The sequence below is a fragment of the Pseudomonas rhizozeae genome, assembly GCF_031583775.1.
In the GTDB taxonomy this organism is placed as follows: Bacteria; Pseudomonadota; Gammaproteobacteria; order Pseudomonadales; family Pseudomonadaceae; genus Aquipseudomonas.
In genome coordinates this window covers 144,956-165,959 of the sequence record NZ_JAVLSB010000045.1, presented here as the reverse complement: position 1 = coordinate 165,959, position 21,004 = coordinate 144,956, and the positions used below count along the sequence as shown (strand labels likewise).

The following is a 21,004-nucleotide window of genomic DNA, read 5'->3' as shown; positions in this document are numbered from 1 at the left end:
TTATTTCTTCAGGTTCAGGTACGACTGGTGCATGTCCGCCGCCCAGCCGTCGATCACGCTTTTGACGTCATCGGCTTTCATCACTTGCGAGTCGTTGGACAGCGGTTTGCCGGTGCCTTTGCGCACCACTTGCGCGATCACGTGGTTGTCGCGGCCGTCGAGGAATACCGCTTCGGTGGCGAGGGTGGTTTCCTGATCACGGATGCCGCTGGCGGTGCTGACGGCGGCGGCCACCAAGGCGATCGGGATCACTTCATAGGGCTTGAGACCTTCGGTTTTGCTAGTGACCGCGGTAATGGCCGCGCGCACCACGATCACCCCTGGCCCAGGGCCCGCCGCCAATGGCAGCGACTTGCTGATTTCGCGTTTCAGCGCCTGGTCGTAATAACCGGTGATGCCGTTCAGCGTGGCTTGCGGGATCTTCACCGTGGCTTGTGGCTTGGGATACAGCTGCGTGGGTTCGACGTAGACACTGGTGAACCGACTGATGTCGAGTTTCGGATCGACCCAGCGCATCACCTCGGCGCCGGACGGTGACTTCGCCTCTTTCAGTTGGCTGTAGTCCTTGAGAAAACCTGAATATTGGTCGGGCTCGACCACTTTGCTGGCGCACCCCACCACCCCGAGCGAGGCAATGCACAAGGTGCTCATCATTAAGGCAAGTTTCATGCGCTAACTCCTGTCAGACAGCCGACCACGGGAAGGAAATCCAGACCCTTAGTTATAGCCAACAATCAGCGACTTGCCGGGCCGACACGGAATATTCATACCCGTGCGCGACCGCGCATTTGACAGACGCCGGTCATGCGGCAAAGCTGCATACAGCCTCAAGCGCGCCCACTGGGCCAACGCACTCGGACATCGGAAGTCGCAATGCGCAAGCCCACTAAAAAAGTCGTCAAACCCGCCCCAGATTCACGCTCTCCTTCGTTGACTCGCTACTTCTACCCTGTCGCTGCCACGGTGTTGCTGCTGGTACTCGCCGGGCTGTGGTTCTTCCTCGGCAGCAGCAAACCGATGCCGCCGCTGGTCCCGGCGCCAGCGCCGATCGCCAAGGTCGCGGCGCCTGCCGCCCTGCCCGCCAGACAACCGCCCGCAACCTTGGTCGACGAGCAGCAATGCCAGGGCTGCCACCAACAACAGGCCCAGGACTGGCAAGGCTCGCACCACCAATTGGCAATGCAACCGGCCACCGCTGATACGATGCTCGGGGATTTCGACAACGTCAGTTTCAAAGGGGAAACCGAGACCACACGGTTTCTGCGCAAGGGCAATGAGTTCTGGGTCAATACGCCTGGGATCGACGGCAAGCCCGCCGATTTCAAAGTGGCGTACACCTTCGGTATCGCGCCGTTGCAGCAGTACCTGATCGAAGTCGGTGAAGGTCGCTTGCAGGCCCTGGGCGTGGCGTGGGATACCGAGAAGCAGCGCTGGTTTCATCTGTATCCGGGCCAGGGAGTGAATTTCAAGAACCCGTTGCACTGGAGCAAGCCGAGCCAGAACGCCAATTTCATGTGCGTCGAATGCCACACGACGGGTTACAAGCGCAATTTCGACGCGGCGACAAACACCTTCAACAGTCAGTGGAACAGCCTTGGCGTCGGTTGCCAGGCGTGCCACGGTCCGGCGTCCAATCACTTGGAGTGGACCGCCAAGAAAACCGACCTGATCCACGCCGGTTTTGCCGTCGACCTCAAGGACAAGAACGCCACGGTGGAAATCGAAACCTGCGCCCGCTGCCACGCCCGTCGCGCGCCGCTGGGGGATGGTTACACCGTTGGCAAACGCTTGATGGATGATTACCTGCCGAGCGTGTTGACCCGTGAGTTGTATGCGCTGGATGGCAAGATCAAGGACGAGGTTTTCGAACACGGCTCGTTTGCCCAGAGCAAGATGTTCGACAAGGGCGTGCGCTGCAGCAATTGCCACAACCCGCACAGCAATCAACTCAAGGCACCGGGCAACGGCGTCTGCCTGCAATGCCACAATACCGCGGGCAAAACCGCGGTCGAGACGGTCGATGGGCGTGGTTTGCAAGCGAAGAACTACGACAGCCTCGAGCACACTCGCCACGCGCCGGGCCAACCGGGTTCGCAGTGCATCGATTGCCACATGCCCGGCAAGTTTTACATGGGTAATGACTTCCGGCATGACCACAGTTTCAGCATTCCCAACCCGGAACGGGCGAAGAAACTGGGCACGCCGGATGCTTGCCTGACCTGCCACCAGGGCAAGGCCGGGGACAAGGTCACCGAGCAGTTCAAACTGTGGTCGGCCAATTCGTTGCCCCTCGAAGCACCGCGCTACGATGACAGCCTTTGGCTGATCCGCAGCGGTCAGCCTGGCGCCGCCGACGCGCTGTATCAGCAATTGCAGCGCAGCAACTTGCCGGCGATTCAGCGGGCGACGCTGCTTGCGGAATTGCCGCTGTACCCCAGCGAACAGGCGCTGAAACTGGCGACCAAGGACCTGACTCACCCGGCGCCGCAAGTGCGCGATTTGGCGGCGCGGGCCATCAGTGCCTTCCTGCCGCCGGCGGAACGGGCGCCGCTGTTGATTCCGCTGCTCAAGGACCCGGTGAAAGCCGTGCGCATCGGCGTGGCGCGGGATCTGCTGAGTGTCGCCGGTACCGCGCTGGGCAATGCCGAGGCCGACTGGGACAGCGCCATTGCTGAATACGAGGCGGTGCAAAACAGTCTCGGCGAACGGGCTGAAGCCAACCTCAACTTGGCGATGCTATACCAGGCCAGTGGCCGCACTACGTTGGTGGAACCGTCGCTGCGCACGGCATTGCTGCGCGACCCGGACTTTTACCCCGCGCTGGTGACGCTGGTGCAGTGGCTCGGCGCCAATGGCCGTGCGGACGAGGCCAAGGCCGTGCTCGACCAGGGTTTGCAGGCGCATCCGGACGCGGCGTTGCTGCATCACACCCAAGGGCTGGCGCTGATCCGCTCGGGCAACAAAACTCAGGCGCTCGCATCACTGCGCAAAGCCACCGAACTGGAACCGCAGAGCGGGCAATTCGGTTATGTCTACGCCGTGGCCCTGCACGATGCCGGCCACGTCGACCAGGCCTGCCAGCAACTGGAAGCCTTGCTTAAAGTGCAACCGACCAATCGCAATGCGCGGCTGTCGCTGATCCAGTTCTACCTGGAGAACGGCCAGGAACCCAAGGCCCAGGTGTTGTTGCAGGGCTGGAAGAAAATGAACATGGGTGATCCAGCGTTGAAGTGACTGACCTGGGGTTTTGTAGTGCCCATAAGGCCGCCATCGCTGGCAAGCCAGCTCCCACAGGTTGATTGGGTGTGAATCCTAACGCGCGACGGTGCGACGATTTGGCTTGCCCGCGATGACGTCAACAGAGCCAACACAGATCCCAATCGTCAGCGCCGCCGAAACAACGGCCGCGGTTCAATCACTGACCGTCCATACAGCACGCTCATCCCGGCCAGGCCCTTGAGCGCATCCTCGGCGGATTTATCCTCGCGCACGGCGAAACTGTCGAAACCGCATTGGCGCATCAGGCTCAGTTGATCGCGCAGCACATCGCCAATCGCACGCAACTCACCCTGCCAGCCCAGTCGGCTACGCAAGAGGTAGGCCTGGCTATAACCGCGACCGTCGCGAAAGCTCGGGAAGTCCACGGCGATCAGCGGAATCTGCGCCAGCCACGGGCGCAGGCCTTCCACCTCGTCGTCAGGCCCCAACCACACGGCGTGGTTCTCTTCCGGCCGTTCAGCCCGGCGCAATAGCCACGCCGCCAGCGGCAGAATCAGCGCCCCTACCGTCGCTTCACCCTCCCTGACCAGGGTCCACGGGTCGTGCTCCACCAAAGTGGCGACGCCTTGATGCAGCCGCAGCAGATTGTTCATGCCGAGACCTCCAGCGTCTTCGGGTACACCGCTTCCTTGAACGGCTCCAGGCCAATGCGCTGTACGGTGTCGACGAACAACTCTTCACTCTCGCGATAGCAGGCGAAGGTGTCGATGATTCGCTCGATCACCTGGGGCACTTCCGCAGCGCTGAACGATGGCCCGATCACCTTGCCCAGCGCGCTGTTTTTGCCCTGAGCGCCGCCGAGGGTGATCTGGTACCACTCGCTGCCGTTTTTATCGACCCCGAGGATGCCGATATTGCCAATGTGATGATGACCGCAGGCGTTCATGCAGCCGGAGATGTTCAGGCTGATATCACCGAGGTCATGCAGGTAATCCAGATCGTCGAAACGCGCCTGGATACCTTGGGCGATGGGGATCGACTTGGCGTTGGCCAGGGCACAGAAATCGCCGCCGGGGCAGGCAATGATGTCGGTCAGCAAACCGACGTTGGCGCAGCCCAGCCCTTGCGCGCTGGCCGCGCGCCACAAAGCGTACAGCTGCGTCTTGGGTACATCCGGCAGTACGATGTTCTGCTCGTGAGCGATGCGGATCTCACCAAAACCGAACTGCTCGGACCAATCCGCCACGGCGTCCATTTGTTCGGCGGTCACGTCCCCTGGCGGGGCTTCTGCCCCTGGTTTGGTGGACAGCACGGCGCTGGCGTAGCCCGGCATCTTATGCGCTTGCACGTTGCGATTGACCCAACGGGCGAAGTCCGGGTGTTCGCTCAGGTGCGTGCCGAATGCCAGGTCGGTATCGTCCAGCTCGCGATAGACCGGCGGCACGAAGGCACTGGCCACGCGCTGGTACTCGGCGTCGGTGAGTTGCGCCGGGCCGTCGATCAGGTACTGCCACTCTTCTTCGACTTCCTTGGCGAAGGCCTCGATGCCCAGGGCTTTGACCAGAATCTTGATCCGCGCCTTGTACTTGTTGTCGCGCCGACCGTGGCGGTTATAGACCCGCAGCACCGCCTCGACATACGACAGCAAATGCTGCCACGGCAAGCCTTCGCGAATCTGCAAACCGAGGATCGGCGTGCGCCCCAGACCACCGCCGACGATCACCCGCAGCAGCTTCTGCCCATCAGCACCGGGGTAAAGGTACAGGCCGATGTCGTGCATCATGATCGCCGCGCGGTCCTGCTCGGCTGAGCAGATGGCGATCTTGAATTTGCGCGGCAGGAACAGGAATTCCGGGTTGATGGTCGACCACTGCCGAAGGATTTCCGCCAGCGGGCGCGGATCCATCAGCTCGTCCGCCGCCACTCCGGCAAATGCCTCGGTGGTGATGTTGCGCACGCAGTTGCCGGAGGTCTGGATCGCGTGCATGTTGACTTCAGCCAGGCGTTGCAGGATGTCCGGCACTTCGGCCAGTTCGATCCAGTTGAATTGCATGTTCTGCCGGGTGGTGAAGTGACCGTAACCGCGATCGTAATCCCGAGCGATGCTCGCCAGGGTGCGCAACTGCTCGGCGCCGAGGGTGCCGTAGGGGATCGCCACGCGCAGCATGTAGGCATGCTTTTGCAGGTACAGGCCGTTTTGCAGGCGCAGCGGCAGGAACTCCTCCTCGCTCAGCTCACCCGCGAGGAAGCGCTCGACCTGATCGCGAAACTGCGCGACCCGCTCAAACACCAGCGCCCGGTCGTACTCATCGTATTGATACATCGGTTACCTCATCAGGGCTCAGGCACAACACTGGTACATCGCTTGGTGTTGACTATGAGCCGTGCGCTCCTTGCATTACAGATTCAGCTAAACCGTAAAAAACCGTATCACCCTGTGGCAGATGGACGCAGCCGCGTTCTGATCCGCAACTATGAGTTTTCTCTGAGTCTGTTTTGTTCGCCAAAGGCTTTCTACGATGCTTTCAGGCCAAATCCCGTGGACTGGCCAGCCTATGCAACCGTGGAAGGACCGAGCATGAGCACAGCAACAATCGGACAGGCCTATAACTACAAAGTGGTGCGCCAATTCGTCATCGCCACCGTGTTCTGGGGCGTAGTGGGTATGGCGATGGGCGTGTGGATCGCCTCGCAACTGGTGTGGCCGCAGATGAACCTTGACCTGCCGTGGACCACCTTCGGCCGCTTGCGACCGCTGCACACCAGCCTGGTGATTTTCGGCTTCGCCGGCAGTGCGCAATTCGCCGCCAGCTATTACGCCGTGCAGCGTACCTGCCAGGTAAGGCTGTTCAGCGACTGGCTCGCGACGTTCACGTTCTGGGGCTGGCAATCGGTGATCGTGATCATGCTGGTCACTCTGCCACTGGGTTACACCACCACCAAGGAATACGCCGAGATCGAATTCAGCGGCGCGGTGTGGATGACGGTGGTCTGGGTCGCCTACGCCATCGTGTTCTTCACCACCGTGGTGCAGCGCAAGACCAAGCACATCTACGTCGGCAACTGGTTTTTCGGCGCGTTTATCGTGGTGATCGCCATGCTGCACGTGGTCAATCACCTGTCGATCCCGGTGGGCTGGTTCAAATCCTATCCGGTGTACTCCGGCGCCACCGACGCCATGGTGCAGTGGTGGTACGGCCATAACGCGGTGGGTTTCTTCCTGACCACCGGGTTCCTCGGGATGATGTATTACTTCGTACCGAAACAAGTGGGGCGGCCGGTGTATTCGTATCGCCTGTCGATCGTGCATTTCTGGGCGCTGATTACCCTGTACATCTGGGCCGGTCCGCACCACTTGCACTACACCGCACTGCCGGACTGGGCACAATCGCTGGGCATGGCCATGTCGTTGATCCTGCTGGCGCCGAGCTGGGGCGGGATGATTAACGGCATGATGACCTTGTCCGGTGCCTGGCATAAGTTGCGCAGCGACCCGATCCTGCGCTTCCTGGTGCTGTCGCTGGCGTTCTACGGCATGTCGACGTTCGAAGGGCCGATGATGGCGATCAAGACCGTCAACGCCCTCTCCCACTACACCGACTGGACCATCGGCCACGTCCACGCCGGCGCCCTCGGCTGGGTAGCGATGATCACCTTCGGCGCGACCTATCACATGGTGCCGAAGATCTTCGGCCGCGAGCAGATGCACAGCACCGCGCTGATCAACGCGCATTTCTGGCTCGCGACCATCGGCACCGTGCTCTACATCGCCTCGATGTGGGTCAACGGCATTACCCAGGGCCTGATGTGGCGCGCAGTGAACGACGACGGCACGCTGACCTACTCGTTTGTCGAGGCATTGCAGGCCAGCCATCCAGGGTTCGTGGTGCGCTTCGCCGGCGGCGTGTTCTTCCTCAGCGGCATGCTGCTGATGGCGTACAACGTGTGGCGCACGGTGCGGGTCTCGGACTTGCAGGTAGCCGAGCGCGAGGCGCAGATCGCATGATCGACCTGATGCTGGATCTGTTGGGGATGCTCAGTCTGGGGCTGGCGATCTACTACTGCCTGCGCCACCAAACGGCCCAGAGCCTGGATGAGGCGAGCATGATGCCGTTCGCCGACGACCCGGATGTGGCACGTCGGGTCGAGGCGGCCACCGGCAAACCGGTTAATGCGGTGGCGCCCGAGGAACCCAAGCGCGGCTGGATCAATATGGAAATGTAATGACTGGGTGGGAGCGAGCCTGCTCGCGAAAGCGCCGTGTCAGGCCCCGATGGGCTGACTGAACGGATGCCTTCGCGAGCAGGCTCGCTCCCACCGGGATGCCCGTCAGCGGGGATCAGCCACGCTCGCGGGGAATCAACCCCTGCAACTGCTGGGCGAGGAAATTCGCATCGAAGGCGAAGGTATCCGGGTCTTTCAGACCGTTGGTCTTGCGCCATTGCCAGTTCGTCGACGGCGGCTGGCACACCAGGGAAATACTGCCGTAGCGCGCCGCGGTCAAACCCATCACCGCCAGGGAAATCTGCCCGCCGGCGCCCATCACATCCGGCACGAACTCCACGGGTTTGCCAGCGATCACAATGCTCAGCTTCTCGGTCTTGAAGGTCGAAGTTTCCACCGGCACGCTGGGCCCGAATGCTACATAAGCCTCGCGCCTGACCTCCAGCAAACCCGGCGCCTGCACCGGCGCCAGCCATTGCTGGATCTGGTCGAACAACTCACCGATGCGGGCGGCCCACACCAGCGCCTGGCTCTCAAACTGCTGCTTCTTGTGCGCTTCGCTGTCTGCGTAATGGCGAAGCATCTCACCCAATTGCTGAACGTTGTCCATTGCGGTGTTCCTTTGGTAGGAGCGGTGTCGCGGACGTTGAGCATGGCAGAAGCCGACGCCGGCCGTGCAAGTCAATTGTGTCGATGGTTGGTTGGCGGCACGGTCGGGCGTTACTGGCGGTGTCCGGCACGGCTAGCGCGCTCCGCAAGCTAGTACACCACCATTCGTCGCCACTGTCAGATCTGACAGTAGCCACCGTGAGTGCCGCAGTCATTAACTCAAAGTGTCATCCACGGCCACCGACCAGGTTATTCATCATGCTCATTCAACCGCGCAAACAGCTGGCGCCCAAGGTCCTGCTCGAACCGTTGATCCCCGGTCGCACCGAGCCGGCGTTGCCGTCCGGCGAGTGGGGCATCAACTTCGCTGCCGCCCGGGGCAATTTTCCGGACCGGGGGTTGAAGGTGCAGATTCCAATCTGGTCCACCAAAGACCTGGGCGACAAGGTCGAGCTGCTGCTCAATAACGCCACGGTGGATCAACACAGCATCGGCGACCCCACCGAAATCACCGAGCCGACGATTTTGTGGGTGGCTCCGGGGCGCTTGCCCAGCGGTTCCTATACCTTGAGCTACCGAGTGACACGGCGCAACCAGGCGCCTGAAACCTTCACCCCGCCGCTCAGGCTTTACGTCAAACTCGAACTCCCCGGCGGCCAGGACCTGGACCCGGTGGAGGGCCAGCATTCCGCGTTGTATCAGTACATCGATCCGCAGATTGTCCTCGATGGGGTCGACAAGGACATTGCCAGGGCTGGGGTCAAGATTACCGTCCGGGCCAAACCCGGCAATGACAGCCCGCAGCCTTACCCGAACATCGCCGTGGGCGATGTCTGCACCTTGAGTTGGGGCGGCCAGTTCGTACGCTCGGCACCCGTGACCCAGGAACAGATCGACGATCCTGCCGGCCATCCCATCGTCATCACCGCCGATGAAAAAACCATTCTCGATGCGCAGGACACCGGCCCTGCGGGTTTGGCCGTGACCTTTATGATCAGGGACCTGGTGAACAACCAGTCCGAAGACTGGTGCCAGGAAACGCGCATCGTGGTCGACACCGGCAACTCACGGCTGGAAGCGCCGATCATCTCCAAAACCAATGGCAATAACCTGGACCTGGAGCTGGTGGGCGACGACTACATCGTGGCGCAGGTGTGGGCCGAATCCATCGATGAGTTTGCCAAGGACGATTTCATCATCATGAACTTGCGAGGCACGCCGCTCGAAGGCGAAGCCGTCGACGTCAAGGTCAGGCAACAAATTCTAAAGACGCCCCCGACGGTGGAAATGGTTTCCCTGCGCAACGCCGACGTCCGCGCACTGGCCAAAACCCAAGCGGTGTTCGCCTACGAGCTGGAGCGCGACGGCACGGTGATCCAGCGCTCCAAGGGCCGCTTCGTCAACATCCTGGGCGAGCCCAAACGCCTCGCGGCGCCGATTGCCGACGATGAACGACAAGGCGCGATCGACCCGGACTTGCCGTTCACTTGGGTGCGCATTCCGTTCGACGAGGCCTTCGTTCATGAAATGGCTATCGAACTGAAATGGAGCGGCACCCAGGCGCCGCCCGGCGGTGGCAGCTACGAACCGGAGCTGGACTTGTACATCCCGACGACCGATGAAATCGACGCCAAAGCCGACCTGCTGATCAGCGTCGACGGCAGGCACCTGAAGATTCTGGAAGGCGGCACCCTGGCCCTGTCGTACAACCTTCTGCTGCTCGACAACGAAGGCGAAATCGTCCGGCGCGGGTCCCGTCCGGCGGCGCTGTTGAATATCGGCGAGGCCATTGTGGAGCTGGATAAACCGCAGGTGGCCGGCGAAGAAAACGGCGTGCTGGACCCCGACGAACTGCCCGATGGCATGAGCCGGCTGACCGTGCCCCGCGCCGCAGAACCCACCTGCCCCGGCGACCTCGTCACCTACACCTGGGTCGGTTCGAAGACCGGCAGGACCCGCGACAGTATCAAGATCAGCTCGCACAACGCCGACCAGGAAGTGGACTTCAGCCTCAATGCCCGGTTTGTCGCCGAGCACATCGAACCGAACCGCGATGGCGAGGTAACGGTGTGGTACGAGATTGCCAGGGTCGGGCCGCCGGCGCGGGTTAGTTACTCGGATGCGTTGGTGTTTGGTGTGGGTACGGCGATGGCGCTGAAGTCACCTGCTATCAAACAAGCCCCGAATGGCACCAGCCTCAATCCAGTCATGGCGAAAGACCTGTTAACCGCAGTGGTGGACTACGATGACATGGCCATTGGCGACTCAATTACGATGACTTGGACCGGAGGCCCCGACTCCCCTGCCGAAGGTTCGCATACTACGGCTCCGGTGGAAGTGTTGAGCATCAGCCCGAAAGACGTGCCCCTACCCAATTCGCTAGTGGCGTTCAGCTTGGGCAAACGAGTGACCGTGACTTACCGCGTAACTCGTGACAGTGAGCCAGCGAGACCCTCGTTGCCCCTGGCCTTGGCTGTGCAAAATTTTGCCGGCGACGATCTGCAAGCCAGCATCCCTACCATCGCCGGTGTGACGGCCAGGGATCTGAACGTCGCAGCAATGAAGGGTGACGAGCAGCTGACCATTAGTGAATGGCCCTTGCAACTCAGTGGTCAACGGGTGTGGCTGGAATATCAAGGAATGCTGGAAAGCGGAGCAACGGATAAAAAGATTATCTGGGAGGGCCCGAGTCATAACTCGTCGTCAGGACTGGAAACATTAGCGCCGGTTGATTGGTTGAAAACGCTGAAGGAAGGTTCGACTCTGACCATTACTTTCATGGTCAACTTTGACAAGGTACCTAGCAGAGCCACGGCAGTAAGCTTCCCTCTACGCATCTATACAGTCAGCGTTGCCGAAGATGAAAAATTATCCTTCACTCGCTCTCCTTATGTTGTAGCTCCTGGAGGCCGGGTCAAACCTATTGAACTACTGCTAACTCATTCCGATAACACACCCGTCCCTAATGCCCGTGTCACCCTGACATTGCCCGCAGGAGTCAATTACGCCGACGGCGGCAGTGGCAATCGCGACTTCCATACGGACGTTCGCGGCATTGCCAGCGTGCACGGGGTTACAGTGCATCAGACTGCTGGCCCTTATATATTGAACGCCGCCAGCGATACACAAATGGCGACTGCGTTATTATCAGTTTCCGCACAAGGTCCCGTAGGTGATATCCCAGAATCAAATGGCTCAATGTTTTTAGCCATCTCCCCCGACGGCACGCGCGTTTATGGTGCAGATTTAATGCCAGACGGAGGAAATGTCGATGTCATAGATACAGCAACCAATACACTTATAACCAAAATAGCGACATCCAGGCTGTACGGCTTCCATAACCCATTGGCAATTTCCCCCGACCAGTCAAGCTTTTACCTCGGCATTGACTCTACTATTCAGGTCATTGACGCAGCAAGTAACACTCTCACTCAGACGATAAACATCGTTCCTCATAGCAGATTTGGCGGACTGGCTGTGAGCCCTGACAGTTCTCGGCTGTACGTAGCTATATTTCACTTCGGAACCACAGATCGGGGTGTGATCGTCATAGATACCGCCACAACAGAAACGGTAGCCACTGTTCCTTTCCCAACGGGCGCCGGCAACATAGCCATTAGCAATGCAGCAGCGCGTCTATATGTATGTTCACGAGAAAACCATTTCTTATCAGTTGTTGACACAACAAACAACGTCAAACTGCAAGATATCAGCCTTGGACACACTACAGATCAAGTAATAATCACACCAGATGATGCATTTGTGTACGTTTCAGGGCCCTCTCCAAGACTGTCAATCATTGAAACTGCAACAAACACTGTGATTAAAAGATTGTCGATTGCTGGGATTACTCATTTTGCGTCCAGTACCGACAGCAGTCGAATTTACGCTTGCGGCGCTGATTCAATCACTGTAATCGATGTAGCAACCCACCAAGTCATCGATACGATTAACACAGGTTCGTTTGCGACCGTTATCAGCAGTGATGGCACGCGCGCATATATTGGAACATCCAAAACAACAGTGATTGATATACGAGAAAGATGACGCAGAACGACTCAGCCGCTCGGCGTCTGCCGAAAGCTCACCGCCAGCCGGTTCCAGCTATTGATGGTGCTGACGGCGACGGTCAGGTCGACCAGTTCTTCTTCGCTGAATTGTTCGCGGGCCTGGGCGTAGACGTCGTCGGGCACAAGGCTGTCGGCGAGCAGTGTGACGGCTTCGGTCCAGGCCAGGGCGGCGCGTTCGCGGGGGGTGAAGAAGCCGCTGTCGCGCCATACGGCGATGGCGTACAGGCGCCGGTCGGTTTCGCCCAGGCGCCGGGCGTCCACCGAGTGCATGTCGGTGCAGAAGGCGCAGCCGTTGACTTGCGAGGCGCGGATTTTGATCAGATGCAGCAGCGCGGTGTCGATGCTCAGGTTGCTGGTCATGGCCTCCATGGCGATCATCGCTTTCATCGCTTTGGGCGAGGCGTTGTAGTAATCCAGACGGGGGCTCATGACGGTTCCTGAAACGAGTGAAATTGATTCCACAGTAAATCTCGGTACGAACGGCGAACAGATCCAATCCGACGATAAATCGCCAGTCCATCGCCCTTTCTCACGGTGAGTCCAATTTGCCGGTTTTGCTCCGCGCAACTTCATCAAGGCTAGGCTCTACAGGTAACCTATACCGCGCGCGACGCACACCGCGCCTTGATTACCAGCCAGGAGCCACGCGGGTATGGAATTACATGTTGTCATCAACGGCCGTAAAGACCTCGCGGGCCAGCTGTACCAGCAGTTGCGCAGTGCCATCGAGTCGGGCCGCCTGGCAGCCGGGACGCAACTGCCGCCGAGCCGTTTGCTGGCCGAACAACTGAGTGTTTCGCGCAAGACCGTGTCCGATACCTACGCCCAACTGACCTATGAAAATTTCCTCACCGGGGTGATCGGCAAAGGCACTTACGTCAACGCCCGGCCCGCGCAGATCGTGCGCAAGCAGAGCCACACGCAGCTGGCGAGCTCGGCGGTGATCGAGTATTGGCGCAATATGCCGGACTTCCTGCGCCACCCGGCCCTGGAAGGCTCTTTGCGTTATGACTTTATCGGCGGCGCCACCAGCAAGGGCCAGTTCCCCCATGACGACTGGCGCCGCTGCACCGCCCACGCGCTGCGGCAGATCGGCGGCTCCAAGGGTTTTTACAGCGTGCCGGAAGGCTTGCCAGCGCTGCGCAACGCGATCGCCCGGCACATCGCGTTCTCTCGTGGCGTTAACTGCCAGGATGAGGATGTGGTGGTGTGCAACGGCGCGCAGCAGGCGCTGGACCTGATCTCCCGCGTGCTGAATCAACCGGGCAGCCGGGTGGCCATTGAAGATCCCGGTTATCCGCCGGCACGGCTACTGTTCAGTTCCCATGGCGCCGAGGTGGTGGCGGTGCCGGTGGATGAGCAAGGCCTGGTGGTGGAGAAGATTCCCGACGGTACGCGGATGATCTACGTCACGCCGTCGCACCAGTTTCCGCTGGGCATGCCGATGAGCCAGGCGCGACGCGTGGCGCTGCTCGAACGCGCCTATGAGCTGGGCGCGATCATCATCGAGGACGATTACGACAGCGAGTTCCGCTACGAGGGCCGGCCCACGGACTCGCTGCAAAGCCTGGACGAGCGCGGCATCGTCGCCTACGTCGGGACCTTCTCGAAAACCCTGCTGCCGGAGTTACGCCTCGGTTATGCAATCTTGCCGCCCGCGATCCTCGAAGCGGTGATCCGCGCCAAACAGCTTACCGACCGCCACACGTCCACCCTGCCGCAATGGGCGATGGCCAAGTTCATCGCCGAGGGCTGCCTGCTCAGGCATATCCGCCGCTGCCATGCGATCTACGCCGGGCGTCGCGAACGGCTATTGGCGCGGGTCGCGACCGACCTCTCGCCGTGGCTGGAAGCGATTCCGACCGATGCCGGTTTCCACATGGTGCTGCTGTTCAAAGTGCCGGTGGACTTGCCGCTGCTGATCGAGCTGGCGCGCAAAGTCGAAGTCGGGCTGTACCCATTGGATCCGTTTTATTTCCGCGAACCGTCTAGACTGGGCTTGCTGATGGGCTTCGGCGCCATCGAAACCCTGGACATCGACACCGCTCTGGACCGCTTGCGCGATATCTTGCAGCAAGTGATTTAAGCGGTATTGGTATGCAGGTTTATCTGCCGATTGGTCGTTGGATGTCTCGGTGCGGCGGCCTATTCTGTGCAAGCGTTAAATCTCAATGAGCAAGACCCATCCGGCTTGATTCAGGAGCGTAAGCAATGACCAAAGAAGTGATCAACACGGTCGAGGTGCAGGCGTTCGCAGGCCGCTCGGAGGAACTGGGCGAGCAACTGAAAAGGATCGTCGAAACCCTGCGCAGCAAGCCTGGCTGCGAATCCTATATGGTTGATCGTTGCCCCGACGACAGCAACCGTTGGACCGTTAGCGCCCGCTGGCAGTCCGAGGACGCCATGCGTAACCATTTCAACTGCCCCGAAGTGCAAGACTTCATCGGCCTGCTCGACAGCCACCTGGCGAGCGGTGTGCACTTCAATAGCTGACCGCTGCGGCGAGGAACAGCGCTTCCTCGCCGCAGTTGCTTCATCGTGGTCTCCTCACCTTCGCAGCAATTGGATATTTGCCCCAACCCCGCTCGGGCCTACTGTGGTGACAGACCAACCCCACAGGATCTGCCCATGAAAACCCTTCAATTGCTGGCCACCCCGATCATCGCCCTAAGCCTGCTGCTGCCCGCCAGCGCATTCGCCCACGAGTCCACTGATCCCTCGGAAAAAATCACGGTGTTGCAGGACCAGAACTTGGTCACTAATCGCTGCGGCAACAGCCATAAATAAAATGGTTCGAATTGCTTATTCGAGCCTTTTTATCACTTTCAGTAATTAAGTCGTTTCCTCTAAGTCGGACAAAGTCTGCCCTGATCGCTAAGTTGCCGTTTATTTAACGGGCGCAGGTTTAGTCTAAAAAGTATGCCGAACGTTTGTCGGCTGTCGCCATCCCAACATGTTTGTTTCACCGGAGAAACACCATGAAACCTGTGCTTGTCAGTTGTCTCGCCTTCACTGCCTTGTTAGCCGGTTGCTCAGTCCCAACCGCGCCCTCTGCGGTCTCTTCGCTCGATGGCGTGTTCAATCAACCAGAGGGCCGCTCCAGCACGACCCAGATCGCCAGCGGCAAAAATGTCACGCTCGGCGTAGTCTACAGCCGCAACACCGAGACCAATCGCGCCTACCTTCGGCACTATCAGGCCAACGCCGGAACAGGTTTCGGCCAGAGCCTGTTGGCGCAGCCGATCCACGATGCTTACGTCGCCACGTCCAATCCCGACTTTGCGGTGGATGGCGTAATGGCCTCGCTGCGCCGGGCGTTCGGGACAGTTACGGTCTACCCCAACATGCCTAGCCTGCAAGCTGACCGGCCCGATGTGATCGCAGTGATCGACACCCGCAGCCAACTGATCACTGCACGCAGTTCGGATATCGAGTCGAACGTGAGTGTGCTGTTCTACGATGCGCATTCGAACTACATCGGCACCGCAAAAGGTTATGAGGCACGGGCATTGACGCCATTATGGGGCAATTACTCTCAACATGCCGATGACATCGTGGCGGACATTAATCAGCAGCAAGATGTGCAAGTTAAAGCACTGCAGAAGTTTGACCAGTCGCTCAATCATTTACTGACCGGGCCGACAGGTAGTTTGTCGTTAAATACTGAAAACATGGCCATCATTAAGTAACGCGGTGGCTATGAGGGTGTCATCGCTGGCAAGCCAGCTCCCACAAGGTTAATTGTTGTATGCAAATTGTGTGTACACCCAAAAACCTGTGGGAGCTGCGATGCGACGATTCGACTTGCCAGCGATAGCGCCAGCCCAGACAACCCAAACCCCAAATTCATAAAAAAGCCCCGCCTCTCTCAAGGCAGGGCTTTTTCATTTAACGGCTGATTAGGCGGCAGGTGCCAGTTCAGCAGCGGCCGGGATCACCGCTTGCCCGCTCAACGCCAGGTCGAGCAGTTCACGGTTGGCCACGGCGTACATGGCGTAGTCGGTGCCACTGGCGGCACGGATTTCCACCAGCATCGCGCGCCAGCGTTCGATCATGCTCTGGTGCTGCTCGATCCACAGCGCCAGACGTGCTTCCACGTCTTGGCTACCATCGCCCTGTTGCAGGACCGAGATGGTGATCGCCCGTTGTTGCCAGTCGACGTCATCCCGGAACGCTTCGCGGGCCAGGGCCTGCCAGTTGTTTTCCACCGGCAGTGCGCTGATCTGTTGCAGGTACCAGGTGATGTCCAGCGCGCTGCCGACCGCGAAGTAAGCCTTCGCCACGTCTGCAGGGTTCTGGCCGGTCACGTCCGAGGCCTCGATGATCGGCAGCAAGGTGTACAGGTGCGAGGTGCCTGCGACCATGCGGGCGAGCAACTCCGGCACACCGGCTTCGACGTAAGCCTGATAACGGGCCTGCCAGTTTTCGTGGATTTCACCACTCAGCAGTTCGTCGAGCTTGAGGCCCAGTTCCTTCAGGTGCGGACCGAAATGCGCGACGTCACGGGCAGCGTTCTGCTCATTGCGACGGGCACGCAGGAACCAGCGCGTAGCGCGACGGCCCAGGCGCATCAACTCGTCCATCAGCTCCAGTTGCACGTCGGCCGAGACCTGGTAGTCCAGAGCTTCGATCTGACGGAACCAGTGCGGGAGGTGGAAGATGTCACGCACGATCACATAAGCGCCGGCCACGTTCGCCGGGCTCATGCCGGTCGACTCTTTGAGCCGTTGAACGAAGGTGATGCCCATGTGGTTGACCAGGTCGTTGGCGATCTGGGTGCTGACGATCTCGCGCTTCAGGCGGTGACGGCGCATGGCGTCGGAGAACTTGCTGACCAGGGTCGGCGGGAACGCCGTTTCCATGTCGCGGGTCAGGTAGTCGTCATCCGGCACCAGCGAGTTGAGCAGCGCTTCCTTGAGGTCGATCTTGCTGTAGGAAATCAGCACCGACAACTCGGCACGGGTCAGGCCATGGCCCGCCGCGACGCGTTCGTTGAGCTGATCTTCGGCCGGCAGGAACTCGATCGCGCGATCCAGCTTGCCGCGCCCTTCGAGGTCGTTCATCAGGCGCTTGTACTCGGCAATTCGCGCGTAGGCACGGCGCGCTGCCAAGGAAAGGGCTTGAGTCTGCTTGTAGTTGTTGCCCAGCACCAGGTTGCCGACTTCGTCGGTCATGCTCGCCAGCAACTGGTTGCGCTGCTTGTCGGTCATGTCGCCGGCCTGCACCACTTCGTTGAGCAGGATCTTGATGTTCACTTCGTGGTCGGAGCAATCCACGCCACCGGCGTTGTCGATGAAGTCCGTGTTGGAACCGCCGCCATTGAGGCCGAATTCCACACGACCCAGTTGGGTCATGCCGAGGTTACCGCCCTCGCCCACCACTTTGCAGCGCAACTCGTTGCCGTTGACCCGCAGGGCGTCGTTGGCCTTGTCGCCGACATCGGCGTGGCTTTCGCTGCTGGCCTTGACGTAAGTGCCGATACCGCCGTTCCACAACAGGTCTACCGGGGCCTTGAGCAAGGCGTTGAGCAGTTCGGTCGGGGTCAGTTTGTCGGCCTTGATGTCGAAGCGTTCTTTCATCTCTGGCGAGATGGCGATGCTTTTTGCGCTGCGCGAGAAAATACCGCCGCCCTGCGACATGATGCTGGTGTCGTAGTCGGACCAGGCCGAACGCGGCAAGTCGAACAGGCGCTGACGCTCGGCGAAGCTCGACGCCGGCTCAGGGTTTGGATCGATGAAGATGTGCAGGTGGTTGAAGGCCGCGACCAGTTTCAGCTTGTCGGACATCAACAAGCCGTTGCCGAACACGTCGCCGGCCATGTCGCCGACGCCGACCACGGTGATGCTGTCTTTCTGGACATTGATGCCACGCTCGCGGAAGTGGCGCTGTACGCCGACCCACGCACCTTTGGCGGTGATGCCCATTTTCTTGTGGTCATAACCGGCAGAACCGCCGGAAGCGAACGCGTCACCGAGCCAGAAGCCGTAGTCGATGGCGATGCCGTTGGCGATGTCGGAGAAGGTCGCAGTGCCCTTGTCCGCCGCCACCACCAGGTACGGGTCGTCATCGTCGTGCCGCACGACGTTGACCGGTGGCACCAGCGCGCCGTCCTTCAGGTTGTCGGTGATGTCCAACAGGCCGGAAATGAAAATGCGGTAGCAGGCAATGCCCTCGGCCGCGATCTCGTCACGGCTGCCGCCCAATGGCAGACGGCGCGGCAGGAAGCCGCCCTTCGCGCCCACCGGCACGATCACCGAGTTCTTCACTTGCTGGGCTTTCACCAGGCCCAGCACTTCGGTGCGGTAGTCTTCTTCACGGTCGGACCAGCGCAAGCCGCCCCGTGCGACGTTGCCGAAGCGCAGGTGCACGCCCTCGACCCGTGGCGAGTAAACGAAGATTTCGAACTTCGGCACCGGTTTCGGCAGCTCAGGAATCGCGTGCGGGTTGAACTTGAAGCTGAAGTACGACTTGTTCTGGCCGTTGGCGTCGGTCTGGTAGAAGTTGGTCCGCAGGGTGGCCTTGATCAGGTCCAGGTAGCGACGCAGGATGCGGTCTTCGTTGAGCACTTGGACGTCGTCGAGCGCGGTGAGGATCGCCTGTTCCAGCCGTTGCTGCTTGTCTTCCAGGTCGTCGGCGGTGAGTTTGCGTGCCAGGTAGAAACGGGTCTTGAACAACCGGGTCAACTCGCGAGCGATGTCAGTGTGGTTGTTCAGGGTGCTGGCAATGTACCCGAGGTCGAAGCCCAGGCGAATCTGCTTCAGGTAACGGGCGTAGGCACGCAGCAGCGCCACGTCGCGCCACGGCAGGCCGGCGGTCAGCACCAGGCGGTTGAAGGCATCGTTCTCGGCATCGCCACGCACGATGTGGACGAACGCGTCTTGCAGCGTGTCGTTGAGTTGCTGGATGTCGAGATCCAGGCCTTCGGCAGCAGTGAAGGCGAAGTCGTGAATCCAGAACTCGCGGCCATTGGTGTGACGCAGGCGGTACGGGAATTCACCGAGTACACGCAGGCCGAGGTTCTCGAGGATCGGCAGCACGTCGGACAGCGCCAGCGGCGTGTCGGCGTGATACAGCTTGCAATGCAGCTCGCGCTGGCCGGAGACCTGGCCCAACGGCTGGTAGAAGCTCATCACCAGCGGATTGGTTTCGGTCAGGCTCAGCAGGTGCTGCATGTCGACCACCGCCGAGTGCGCGGCGAAGCGCTCGCGGTAACCGGCGGGGAAGCCTTTCGGGAAATCCGCCAGCACGTTGGTGCCGTGGGCTTCGCCGAAGCTCTCGATGACCAGGCTGGCGTAGTCGTCCTGCCAGCTGCGGCAGGCCTGGACCACTTCTTTCTCCAGCAGCACCGGGTCGATGTCGAGGCGATTTTTAGGGTCGACGCGCAGGATCAGTTGCACGCGGGCCAGCACGGACTCGGAGAAGAACGTCCAGAACTCGCAATCCGAGGCTTTCAGGCGATCCATCAACACTTGTTGGATCTTCTGCCGCACTTCGGTGGAGTAAATGTCGCGCGGCACGTAGGCCAGGCAGTAGCAGAAACGGCCGTACGGATCTTTGCGCAGGAACACGCGGATCTTGTTGCGTTCCTGGATCTGCACGATCGACATCACGGTGCTGAACAGCTCGTCCACCGGGGTCTGGAACAAGTCATCGCGGGGCAGCACTTCGACCACCTGCGCCAGTTCCTTGCCCAGGTGAGCCTTGGACTGGAAGCCGGAGCGGCGCTCGATTTCTTCGACCTTGCGGCGGATGTACGGGATGACCCGCACGCTCTCGCCATACACCGACGAGGTGTACAGGCCCATGAAACGGCATTCCTTGATGACGTTGCCGTCGGCGTCGATTTCACGGATCGACACATAGTCCGGGTACGCCGGACGGTGTACGCGGCTTGGGTGCGCGGCTTTGGCGAACGACAGCAGGGTCGGTTCGCGCAGGTAGTTCACGGCGTAGTCTTCGATGCGCAGGTCATCAAAGGTCAGGCCGGCGCGCAACAACTTGGTCAGGCCCAGGAATGAATCCTGGTCATAGACGATGTGGCCGCCATCAATTTCATCGCGGACCACGAATTCTTCGTAGCCAAGGAAGGTGAAGTGGTTACCCACCAGCCATTCCAGGAAGCTTTTGATTTCGGCTTTTTCTTCAGGATCGGCGGCGAACTGGCTGTTATCCAGGCCGGCGAGAATTTCCCGGACCTTGACTTTCATCGGTTCGAAATCGGCCACCGCAACGCGCACTTCGCCGAGCACTTGTTCCAGCTCTTTGCTCAGGACGTTCAATTCAGCGGCGTTGGCGCAACGGTCGATTTCCAGGTACATCAGCGATTCTTGCAGAATGCCTTCGCCCTGGGCGCCCTTGGGCAGGATTTCCAGCAACTCGCCCTTGCTGCCGCGACGCACACTCAGCACAGTGGTTTGCAGGGTATGGATGCTGTAGCCGCGACGGTTCAGCTCGGTACGGACCGAGTCCACCAGGAACGGCAAGTCATGGTGCAGCACTTCGACGGCGGTGTGGGTCGACTGCCAGCCATGACGTTCGTAATCGGGGTTGTAGACACGCACTTGCGGTTGCGTGTGATCGAAGCGCTCAAGCAGGCGCCACGCAGAAAGAGTACAGCCAGCGAGGTCGGACAACCGACGTTGAGTCAGTTCGTCCAGGGAAATGATGCCGAAGAATTGTTCAGCGAACAGCGCCACTTGTGGCAGTGCCTGTTCACTGATGTGCTGCGCCAGTGCCGCTTGCAGTTGGTGCTGGAAGTCGGCTTTGCTGGCTGCGGTGAAGAACGCCATCTGTGGTACTCCGCTTGGGCTTGTTATTGATGGAAGCGTCGCGTGCAAACCCCTGTCGGGGATCCCGTCAGCCTGTTCCTGATTCTCGGGCAG

Annotated in this window: 14 protein-coding genes; 8 read left to right on the top strand and 6 right to left on the bottom strand. The window is 60.1% G+C overall.

What is annotated here, in order from left to right:
* Complete coding sequence (locus RG836_RS15125) at positions 1-669, bottom strand: DUF3313 domain-containing protein (RefSeq protein ID WP_310846878.1); 669 nt, start codon at positions 667-669, stop codon at positions 1-3.
* Positions 670-873: 204 nt separating this feature from the next.
* On the opposite strand from RG836_RS15125, the gene RG836_RS15120 reads away from it, so the two are divergent.
* Entirely contained in the window at positions 874-3,234 is a 2,361-nt protein-coding gene (locus RG836_RS15120; protein WP_310846875.1) for a tetratricopeptide repeat protein, read from the top strand.
* 149 nt (positions 3,235-3,383) lie between these two features.
* On the opposite strand, the gene RG836_RS15115 is transcribed toward RG836_RS15120, so the two are convergent.
* Both RG836_RS15115 and RG836_RS15110 read right to left on the bottom strand, forming a co-directional pair.
* Positions 3,384-3,872 carry a DUF934 domain-containing protein gene (locus RG836_RS15115; RefSeq protein WP_310846873.1) on the bottom strand — a complete coding sequence of 163 codons (489 nt, stop codon included), beginning with the start codon at positions 3,870-3,872 and terminating at the stop codon, positions 3,384-3,386.
* Positions 3,869-5,542, bottom strand: a complete 1,674-nt coding sequence (locus tag RG836_RS15110; protein ID WP_310846871.1) for a nitrite/sulfite reductase — start codon at positions 5,540-5,542, stop codon at positions 3,869-3,871. Before RG836_RS15110 ends, RG836_RS15115 begins: the two co-directional genes overlap by 4 nt.
* Before the next feature lie 255 nt (positions 5,543-5,797).
* Here RG836_RS15110 and ccoN point away from each other — a divergent pair, with 255 nt between their 5' ends.
* Positions 5,798-7,225, top strand: a complete 1,428-nt coding sequence (gene ccoN / locus RG836_RS15105; RefSeq protein ID WP_310846869.1) for a cytochrome-c oxidase, cbb3-type subunit I — start codon at positions 5,798-5,800, stop codon at positions 7,223-7,225.
* The gene (locus RG836_RS15100) at positions 7,222-7,443 is read left to right on the top strand and encodes a cbb3-type cytochrome c oxidase subunit 3 (RefSeq protein ID WP_310846867.1); all 222 of its coding nucleotides are present in this window, start codon (positions 7,222-7,224) and stop codon (positions 7,441-7,443) included. Before ccoN ends, RG836_RS15100 begins: the two co-directional genes overlap by 4 nt.
* Before the next feature lie 115 nt (positions 7,444-7,558).
* Here the strand turns inward: RG836_RS15100 and RG836_RS15095 are convergent, their stop codons facing one another.
* Positions 7,559-8,053: a hypothetical protein gene (locus RG836_RS15095; protein WP_310846865.1), complete on the bottom strand. Its 495-nt coding sequence runs from the start codon at positions 8,051-8,053 to the stop codon at positions 7,559-7,561.
* A 257-nt stretch (positions 8,054-8,310) separates the two neighbouring features.
* Here RG836_RS15095 and RG836_RS15090 point away from each other — a divergent pair, with 257 nt between their 5' ends.
* Positions 8,311-12,099: a YncE family protein gene (locus tag RG836_RS15090; RefSeq protein ID WP_310846863.1), complete on the top strand. Its 3,789-nt coding sequence runs from the start codon at positions 8,311-8,313 to the stop codon at positions 12,097-12,099.
* An 11-nt stretch (positions 12,100-12,110) separates the two neighbouring features.
* Here RG836_RS15090 and RG836_RS15085 read toward each other — a convergent pair whose 3' ends face one another.
* Positions 12,111-12,551 (bottom strand): carboxymuconolactone decarboxylase family protein, encoded by a 441-nt coding sequence (locus tag RG836_RS15085; RefSeq protein ID WP_310846859.1) that lies wholly within the window; start codon positions 12,549-12,551, stop codon positions 12,111-12,113.
* A gap of 223 nt (positions 12,552-12,774) precedes the next feature.
* Here RG836_RS15085 and pdxR point away from each other — a divergent pair, with 223 nt between their 5' ends.
* The 4 genes from pdxR (at position 12,775) to RG836_RS15065 (ending at position 15,811) form a co-directional block, all read left to right on the top strand.
* Positions 12,775-14,208: a MocR-like pyridoxine biosynthesis transcription factor PdxR gene (gene pdxR, locus RG836_RS15080; protein ID WP_310846857.1), complete on the top strand. Its 1,434-nt coding sequence runs from the start codon at positions 12,775-12,777 to the stop codon at positions 14,206-14,208.
* Between the two features lie 125 nt (positions 14,209-14,333).
* Entirely contained in the window at positions 14,334-14,615 is a 282-nt protein-coding gene (locus RG836_RS15075) for a putative quinol monooxygenase (protein ID WP_310846856.1), read from the top strand.
* Between the two features lie 135 nt (positions 14,616-14,750).
* Positions 14,751-14,909, top strand: coding sequence for a hypothetical protein (locus RG836_RS15070; protein ID WP_310846855.1), 159 nt, complete (start codon positions 14,751-14,753; stop codon positions 14,907-14,909).
* A gap of 191 nt (positions 14,910-15,100) precedes the next feature.
* Positions 15,101-15,811 (top strand): ATPase, encoded by a 711-nt coding sequence (locus RG836_RS15065; RefSeq protein ID WP_310846853.1) that lies wholly within the window; start codon positions 15,101-15,103, stop codon positions 15,809-15,811.
* 210 nt (positions 15,812-16,021) lie between these two features.
* On the opposite strand, the gene RG836_RS15060 is transcribed toward RG836_RS15065, so the two are convergent.
* The gene (locus RG836_RS15060; RefSeq protein WP_310846851.1) at positions 16,022-20,911 is read right to left on the bottom strand and encodes an NAD-glutamate dehydrogenase; all 4,890 of its coding nucleotides are present in this window, start codon (positions 20,909-20,911) and stop codon (positions 16,022-16,024) included.
* Between the last annotated feature and the right edge of the window lie 93 nt (positions 20,912-21,004).

Coding starts and splice junctions, on each gene's coding strand:
- RG836_RS15085 (WP_310846859.1), bottom strand. CDS start 12,551: ATGAGCCCCCGTCTGGATTACTACAACGCCTCGCCCAAAGCGATGAAA.
- RG836_RS15075 (WP_310846856.1), top strand. CDS start 14,334: ATGACCAAAGAAGTGATCAACACGGTCGAGGTGCAGGCGTTCGCAGGC.
- RG836_RS15090 (WP_310846863.1), top strand. CDS start 8,311: ATGCTCATTCAACCGCGCAAACAGCTGGCGCCCAAGGTCCTGCTCGAA.
- RG836_RS15095 (WP_310846865.1), bottom strand. CDS start 8,053: ATGGACAACGTTCAGCAATTGGGTGAGATGCTTCGCCATTACGCAGAC.
- RG836_RS15125 (WP_310846878.1), bottom strand. CDS start 669: ATGAAACTTGCCTTAATGATGAGCACCTTGTGCATTGCCTCGCTCGGG.
- RG836_RS15065 (WP_310846853.1), top strand. CDS start 15,101: ATGAAACCTGTGCTTGTCAGTTGTCTCGCCTTCACTGCCTTGTTAGCC.
- RG836_RS15060 (WP_310846851.1), bottom strand. CDS start 20,911: ATGGCGTTCTTCACCGCAGCCAGCAAAGCCGACTTCCAGCACCAACTG.
- pdxR (WP_310846857.1), top strand. CDS start 12,775: ATGGAATTACATGTTGTCATCAACGGCCGTAAAGACCTCGCGGGCCAG.
- RG836_RS15120 (WP_310846875.1), top strand. CDS start 874: ATGCGCAAGCCCACTAAAAAAGTCGTCAAACCCGCCCCAGATTCACGC.
- RG836_RS15100 (WP_310846867.1), top strand. CDS start 7,222: ATGATCGACCTGATGCTGGATCTGTTGGGGATGCTCAGTCTGGGGCTG.
- RG836_RS15110 (WP_310846871.1), bottom strand. CDS start 5,542: ATGTATCAATACGATGAGTACGACCGGGCGCTGGTGTTTGAGCGGGTC.
- RG836_RS15070 (WP_310846855.1), top strand. CDS start 14,751: ATGAAAACCCTTCAATTGCTGGCCACCCCGATCATCGCCCTAAGCCTG.
- RG836_RS15115 (WP_310846873.1), bottom strand. CDS start 3,872: ATGAACAATCTGCTGCGGCTGCATCAAGGCGTCGCCACTTTGGTGGAG.
- ccoN (WP_310846869.1), top strand. CDS start 5,798: ATGAGCACAGCAACAATCGGACAGGCCTATAACTACAAAGTGGTGCGC.